Raw genomic sequence first — 7,195 nt, 5'->3', positions numbered from 1 at the left:
CGTCGTAGCTGCCCGGGATGCCTTGTGCGGCCATGATGTCGAGGGCTTGGCGGATCCAGCCGTCGAGGTCGGAACCGTACACGCCGGACTCGGCCGAAACCTTCGTGCCGGAAAGACTCATGGCTGCCGGTACGGCTTGTGCCGGTGATTGCGCGACGAGTGCCGATGCCTCGGCGGTTGCCGCGATCGACAGTGATGCGGCTGCCAGGGTGTAGACGGCGAAGCGAAGGGCGGTCCGGGGGCGGCGTCCAGTTGCCATTGAGTTCCTCCTCAGGAATTTCGTTGCCGAGCACATGTCGCTTCGCTGCGGCCTGCGGGGCGAAAGGGAGCCCTGGCGGCGTTTCGGGTGAATCGGCCGCGTCGGCAGTGAAGACAGCATTGATTGCGGGCCTGTGTCGGCACGACGGCCGATCTACCCGAGACATACCTATTTCCGGGACTTTGCCCTTTTCCCGCTCTTGGCTGGATCCGCCGGGCCGCCGGTATCCGTGCCGGGCATGGCAGAGGTTGCCACCCGGGAACCAACAGCCTCCGCGCAGTGCGGTCACGGCCGGTCGCGAGCATTTTTTGTGATGGTCCGACCACCCGCGCAGGGATATTCTGACTGGTGTCCGCTGCTGGCGATTTACGAGTTACCGATGGCTGAAAATGTTCCATTCGAAACGCAGCGTGATGCCGGTCCCAACGTCGTCACGGAATTGAGCGCTGCCGGGTTCGACGACGCCCACGAGATCGGGCGGGGCGGTCTCGGGACTGTCTACCGGTGCACGCAGGTTGCCGCCGACCGCACCGTGGCGGTGAAGGTCCTCACCGGTGAACTGGAGGAGGACCGGGAGCGGTTCTTCCGTGAGCAGCGGGCGATGGGTCGCCTCACCGGGCATCCGAACATCGTCAGCATGTTCGAGGTGGGGCAGACGGGCAGCGGTCGTCCCTATCTGGTCATGCCGTACTTTTCCCGGGGCTCGCTGGCTGAACGTATCCGGGACGACGGTCCGCTGTCTCTCGCGGACACTCTTCATATCGGGGTGCGGATCGCGGGGGCGCTGGAATCCGCACATCGAGCAGGAGTTCTGCACCGCGATATCAGGCCGGCGAATATTCTGCTCACCGATTATGACGAGCCGGCGTTGACCGACTTCGGTCTCGCCCACGTCTCCGACGAGTTCGAGACCGATGCCGACATCACCACCAGCTCGCCGGCTCTCACCGCGCCCGAGGTGCTCGGTGGACAGTCACCCAGCCGTGGTTCGGATGTCTACGGGCTGGGAGCCACACTGCTCGGTGCTCTCACCGGCGGCCACGTCGGGTTCGAACGCCGCCGCGGTGAGCAGGCGGCGACCCAGTTCGTGCGGATCACCGCCCCCTCGAATCCCGACCGCTGTGAAATCGGTATCCCCTGGGACGTACGCGCAGTGATCGAGGCGGCGATGTCGCGCGACCCGCACGACCGGCCTACCGCAGCGCAATTGGGCGACCAACTGCGCCGAATACAGCGAGAGCACGGTTTCGCGGTCGACGAGATGGCGGTTCGCGACGAATCGGGCTTCGAATCCGAATCGTTCGTGAGTCCGGAACCTTCAGGCCGGCAAGGAGTTCCGCGTATCCGCAGCGACGGATTACATGAGGGGACGGGAAATCTGCCGCTCGAGCTGACCAGCTTCGTCGATCGACGGACCCAGTTGTCCGAGGTCGGCAATCTGCTGTCAGGGTCGCGCCTGGTGACCCTGACCGGGATCGGCGGGGTCGGAAAGTCAAGGCTCGCACAGCGAGTCGCGCACAAGGCCCGGCAGAAGTTTGCGAACGGGGCATGGCTGGTCGAGTTGGCGGAGCTCCGCGATGACGCTCTGCTGCCCGATGCGGTGGCCGCTGTCTTCGGAATACGAAGCCAAGGTGTCGTATCCGTGCTCGACACGCTGGTGGAGGCGCTGGGACCGTATGACCTGCTGCTGGTGCTGGACAACTGTGAGCACGTGGTCGACGCGGCCGCGAAGCTGTCGGAGGCGCTGCTGCGGGCGTGTCCGAATGTGCGAATCCTGGCCACGAGCCGGGAGGCACTGGGGATCGGCGGGGAAACCGTGTATCCGGTGCAGCCGCTCGGGATCCCCGATTCGGCCAATGAGCGGGCGCTGGCGCACTCCCACGCGGTGGCACTGTTCGTCGAACGCGCCGCCGCGGCGGTGCCGGGATTCGAGGTGACCGAAGCGAATCAACGTGCCATTGCCCAGATCTGCACCAGGCTGGACGGATTGCCGTTGGCGATCGAGCTGGCCGCGGCGCGCCTGCGCACGATGTCGGTCGAGCAGATCCAGACCCGGCTGAGCGACCGGTACGCCCTGTTGACCCGGGGTGGCCGGGGAACGCCGCAGCGGCAGCAGACGCTGTGGTATTGCGTCAATTGGAGCTATGACCTGTGCACACCCGACGAGAAGCGGCTGTGGGCTTGCTTGTCCGTATTCGCCGGCGGCTTCGAACTCGACGCCGTCGAGCAGGTGTGCGCCGATGACATGACCGAGTCCCAGGTGCTCGATACCTTGTCCGCGCTGGTGGACAAATCGATCCTGGTCCGGCAGGAAGCCGATGGGGCGGTGCGCTTCCGGATGCTCGAGACGGTGCAGGAATTCGGCCGGGAGAAGGCCGAGGAGTCCGGTCGATTCCCGGACCTGCGCCGGCGGCATCGGGACTGGTGTGAGCGACTGGTCCGCGAGGCGGACGCCAATTTCATCGGCCCGCATCAACTGGAGTGGGTTGCCCGGCTCGAGCGGGAGCTGCCGAATCTTCGAGAGGCGTTGGAGTTCAGCCTGTCCGAGTCCGACGAAGGCGGGCTCGGGATGATCACGAACCTGTACCTGTTCTGGGGTTCGCGTGGGCGGCTGCATGAGGGTCGTCGCTGGTATGAGCGCGTGCTGGGCCATTCGCTCGACGGCCGGACCGCGGGTCGAGCCAGGGCGCTCTTCGCCGCCGGCACGATCGCGGGTTTGAACGGCGACCTGCAGACCGCGAACGACCGGTTCACGGAGCTTCGCGTACTCGCCGAGCAGACAGTGGAACCGCTGGTCGGAGCCTTGGTCAACCACGCCGAGGCAAATCAGGCGCTCGCCCGCGGCAATGTCGGTGAGTCCGACGCGGTTGCCTTGCTGACCGATGTGGTCCGCAGTTACGAGGCGTGCGGCGAGCTCGGAATGCAGTTGGACGCTCAACTGTCCCTCGGCTGGGCCTACGCCCTGGGCGGTGACGCTGCCCAAGCCGTTGCCTGCCACGAGAAGACGCTCGCCATGACGGCAGCCTGCGGCGAAACGATCTATCGCTCATGGGCGTTGTTCGCGGCGGGCTTCGCCCTCTGGCGCCGCGGCGACGTCGAACGCGCCAAGCGCCTGCTGGAGGAAGGCGTTCGGCTCTCGGCACTGACTTCCGATCCGCTCGTCGCCGCGGGTTGTCTGGAGACGCTGGCCTGGATTGCGGCCGACCGGAACGAGCCCCGCCGTGCGGCGGTCCTGATGGGCGCAGCGGACAAGTTGGGGGGCCTGGCCGGCACCGATACGCTCATGGTCCGTGATCTGCTCGAATACCGTGCCGAGTGCATGCGGAGCAGCCGGCGAGCGCTCGGCGTCCGAGCCTTCGACCGGGCCCGCCAGGAAGGTTCCGCGATGAGTCTCGACACGGCCGTACGGCTCGCGCTCGACGAACCGTCCCCCGCGCCCGATACTTCGCCGCAGCAGTTGACGAAACGTGAGCGGCAGGTCGCCGACCTCGTCGCGGAAGGTCTGACGAACAGAGCGATCGCGTCACGTCTGGTGATCTCGCAACGCACCGCACAAGGGCACGTCGAACACATCCTGGCCAAATTGGGTTTCACCTCGCGCGCGCAGATAGCGGCGTGGGCTGCGGAAAATGCCGGCGGCAGTCCAGGATGACCGGCCGGCGTCTCGCTGTGGTGTCGGCCGCGTCGAATTGCTCCCCGTGCCGGTGCGGCAACGCATAATTCGGCTGTGACCCAAGGCGGTGAGGCTCATCCGGACGATGCGCAGATCCTCGAACGGGTGATGGGCGCCGGTCGCCCACAGAGCGTCGGTAGCTTTCGCTTCTGGTTCGGTGACCAGCGGTGGGAGTGGTCCGATGAGGTGGCGGTGATGCACGGCTACCGACCGGGCGCGGTGTCGCCGACCACTGATCTGCTGCTCTCGCACAAGCATCCCGAGGATCGTGCCCAGGTCGCGAGCATGATCGCGCGTTCGGTGAACGATGCGCTGCCGTTCTCGAGCCGCCACCGCATCGTCGATACCACCGGGAACGTGCACGACGTGATCGTGGTGGGTGATCAGATGGTCGACGGTCAGGATCGGGTTGTCGGATCGGCCGGTTTCTACATCGACGTGACCGATGCGCTCGCAGAGCACCGTCAGGAGGCTCTCGACGACAGCCTGCCCGAGCTGTATGCCGCGCGCGCGGTGATCGAGCAGGCCAAGGGCGCGATCATGCTGGTCTACGGTGTCAGCGCCGAGGCGGCGTTCCGGGTGCTGGCCTGGCGATCGCAGGAGACCAACACCAAGCTGCGTGCCCTGGCCGCGCAATTGATGGAGGACCTGCAAGCTCTGGCGGACGCGGCGAAGCCGATTCGCACCCACTTCGACCACCTGCTGCTGACCGCCCACGAGCGAGTGCCCGAGCAATGACCCCTGGCGGTTTCCGGGCCGCACCCCGCGGTACGCGAACAATCGGTTGCAGCACCGGCGAGCACGGGTCTACCGTCAGAGGGTTCGGTGTGCGTCGATTGGCAGATCGTGGCATCAACAACGCAGCAGCGCAGGCCCTTTCGCGCGTTGCCGAAACCCCTGGTGCTGACCCGGCCGGAATCGCTGCAAATGGTGGCGATGGCCGGGCTGATCGTCGGCCTGCATGTGCTGGGCTGGTTCACGCTGGTCGCGCTCGTCGCCCCGCAGCATCTCAGCGTCGGTGACCGCACCCTCGGCATCGGAGTCGGCCTGACCGCGTACACCCTGGGTATGCGGCATGCGTTCGACGCCGACCACATCGCCGCCATCGACAACACCACCCGCAAGCTCATGCACGACGGGCAACGTCCGCTGTCGGTGGGATTCTTCTTCTCTCTCGGACATTCCACGGTCGTCTTCGTGCTGGCCCTGCTGCTCTCGCTGGGCGTGCGGGTCGTCGCCGGGCCGATCGAGAACGACTCCTCTGCCCTGCATCACTACACCGGACTGATCGGCACGACGGTATCCGGGACGTTCCTCTACCTCATCGCGATCCTGAATCTCGTTGTGCTGGTGGGTATTCTGCGGGTCTTCGGGCGCATGCGCGGCGGCGCCTACGACGAGGCCGAGCTGGAGCAGCAGCTGGCACAGCGCGGCCTGGTGAATCGGCTGCTCGGGCCGGTGACGAGGTCGGTGACCAAGCCCTGGCAGATGTATCCGATCGGGCTGCTGTTCGGTCTCGGCTTCGACACCGCCACCGAGGTCGCGCTGCTGGTATTGGCCGGCACCAGCGCGGCGGTGGGCCTGCCCTGGTACGCGATTCTGTGTCTGCCGATTCTGTTCGCCGCCGGCATGAGCCTGCTCGACACCATCGACGGCGGCTTCATGAACGTCGCCTACGGGTGGGCCTTCGCCAAACCCGTGCGCAGGGTCTACTACAACATCACCGTCACGGCGCTGTCCGTCGCGGTCGCCCTGATCATCGGCACCATCGAGCTGCTCGGCCTGCTCGCCGGCCAATTGGGCTGGACCGGCGGCGTCTGGGATTGGGCCGGCGGACTCGACCTCAACGCGGTCGGTTTCCTCGTGGTCGGCCTGTTCGTCCTCACCTGGGCCATTGCCCTGTTGACCTGGCACTACGGTGGCCTCGAGGAAAAGTGGACCACCGCGCGGCAACCTGAAGCCGGGGAATGAACCGCAGGGGTGAGGTGGTGTGCGGGGCACGGCTCGGGAGTAGCTTGATAGGGGTCCTTCTCGGTAGGGGTTCTTCTCGACGAGACGAGTCGTTGTGCACGAGATGGCGATTACCCAGAGTGTCATCGATGCCGTCGGCGAACATGCGGCCGGCCGCACCGTCCACAGCGTGACGCTCGAGATCGGCGCACTCTGTGCCGTCGTCCCCGACGCCCTGCGATTCTGCTTCGATCTGGCCGCCGAGGGAACCGTCGCGGCGGGCGCACGTCTGGACATCCATCTCATTCCCGGCATGGCCCGGTGCCGGGCCTGCGGCCGGGACTTCGTCCTGCCCGATCCTGTGCTGCTGTGCCGTTGCGGCAGTGCGGATGTCGAGGTGACCGCCGGGCGGGAGCTGCGAATCCGATCCATGGAGGTGAGCGACCCATGTGTGCTACCTGCGGATGCGGTGGCGAGACGGGCGGACTGATCACCGTCCCCCACCCGCACGACCCGGGCGAAGACCATGACCATCACGGCCACGTCCATGACGACCACGCCCATCACGACCATGGGCACCCGGGGCACGACCATGCCGGCCACGAGCACGGCGGTGATCACGTGCACCTGCCGATCACCGAGACCGTGACGCTGGAGCAGCAGGTCCTGGCCAAGAACGACCGGCTGGCACAGGAGAACCGGGCCTGGCTCGCCGAACGCGACATCCTCGCGCTCAACATGACGAGCTCGCCGGGCGCGGGAAAGACCACGCTGCTGGTGCGCACCATCCGTGAACTCGGTGGGGCACCGATCGCCGTCATCGAGGGGGATCAGGAGACCCTCCTCGACGCCGAGCGCATCATGGCCACGGGATGCAAGGTGGCACAGATCAATACCGGTGCCGGCTGTCACCTGGACGCGGCCATGACCCGGCGCGCCCTCGACCTGCTCGCACCGGAGTCCGGCAGCCTGCTGTTCATCGAGAACGTCGGAAACCTGGTGTGCCCGGCGCTGTTCGATCTGGGCGAGAGCGGCAAGGTCGTGGTGATCTCGGTGACCGAGGGCACCGACAAGCCGCTGAAGTATCCGCACATGTTCTCGGTGGCGACCCTGGTGCTGATCAACAAGATCGACCTGTTGCCCTACGTCGACTTCGACCCGGACCGCTTCGGTGAGTTCGCGCGATCGGTGAATCCCAGCGTCCGAATCCTGGAGATATCGGCGTCCACCGGGGCGGGTCTGGGGCAGTGGTACGAGTGGCTGTCCGCACAGCGCGTACCTGCTTAGCGGACTCTTGAGGCGGTCTCGGGCCG

At 66.3% G+C, this 7,195-nt stretch carries 5 protein-coding genes and 1 pseudogene; 5 read left to right on the top strand and 1 reads right to left on the bottom strand.

Translation table 11 applies throughout. The features are described 5' to 3' along the window. Window positions 1-259, bottom strand: a pseudogene (locus ACWEQQ_RS39170) (hypothetical protein); the annotation flags it as partial. Between the two features lie 379 nt (window positions 260-638). On the opposite strand from ACWEQQ_RS39170, the gene ACWEQQ_RS39165 reads away from it, so the two are divergent. From ACWEQQ_RS39165 to hypB, 5 genes are all read left to right on the top strand, one after another. Continuing rightward, window positions 639-3,911, top strand: a complete 3,273-nt coding sequence (locus ACWEQQ_RS39165) for a protein kinase domain-containing protein (protein WP_452351732.1) — start codon at window positions 639-641, stop codon at window positions 3,909-3,911. 75 nt (window positions 3,912-3,986) lie between these two features. Beyond that, a complete protein-coding gene (locus ACWEQQ_RS39160) occupies window positions 3,987-4,670 on the top strand; it encodes a PAS and ANTAR domain-containing protein (protein WP_452351731.1) in 684 nt (227 codons plus the stop codon). A 108-nt stretch (window positions 4,671-4,778) separates the two neighbouring features. Next, complete coding sequence (locus tag ACWEQQ_RS39155) at window positions 4,779-5,903, top strand: HoxN/HupN/NixA family nickel/cobalt transporter (protein WP_452351730.1); 1,125 nt, start codon at window positions 4,779-4,781, stop codon at window positions 5,901-5,903. Between the two features lie 94 nt (window positions 5,904-5,997). Next, on the top strand, window positions 5,998-6,372 hold the full coding sequence (gene hypA, locus ACWEQQ_RS39150; RefSeq protein ID WP_364618352.1) for a hydrogenase maturation nickel metallochaperone HypA: 375 nt from the start codon (window positions 5,998-6,000) through the stop codon (window positions 6,370-6,372). After that, window positions 6,330-7,169 (top strand): hydrogenase nickel incorporation protein HypB, encoded by an 840-nt coding sequence (gene hypB, locus ACWEQQ_RS39145; protein ID WP_452351729.1) that lies wholly within the window; start codon window positions 6,330-6,332, stop codon window positions 7,167-7,169. Before hypA ends, hypB begins: the two co-directional genes overlap by 43 nt. The last annotated feature ends 26 nt before the right edge of the window (window positions 7,170-7,195 follow it).

Source organism: Nocardia sp. NPDC004123 (genome assembly GCF_053603795.1).
Note: the sequence above shows the minus strand (reverse complement) of the source record. Positions and strands in the feature narration are given on the sequence as shown.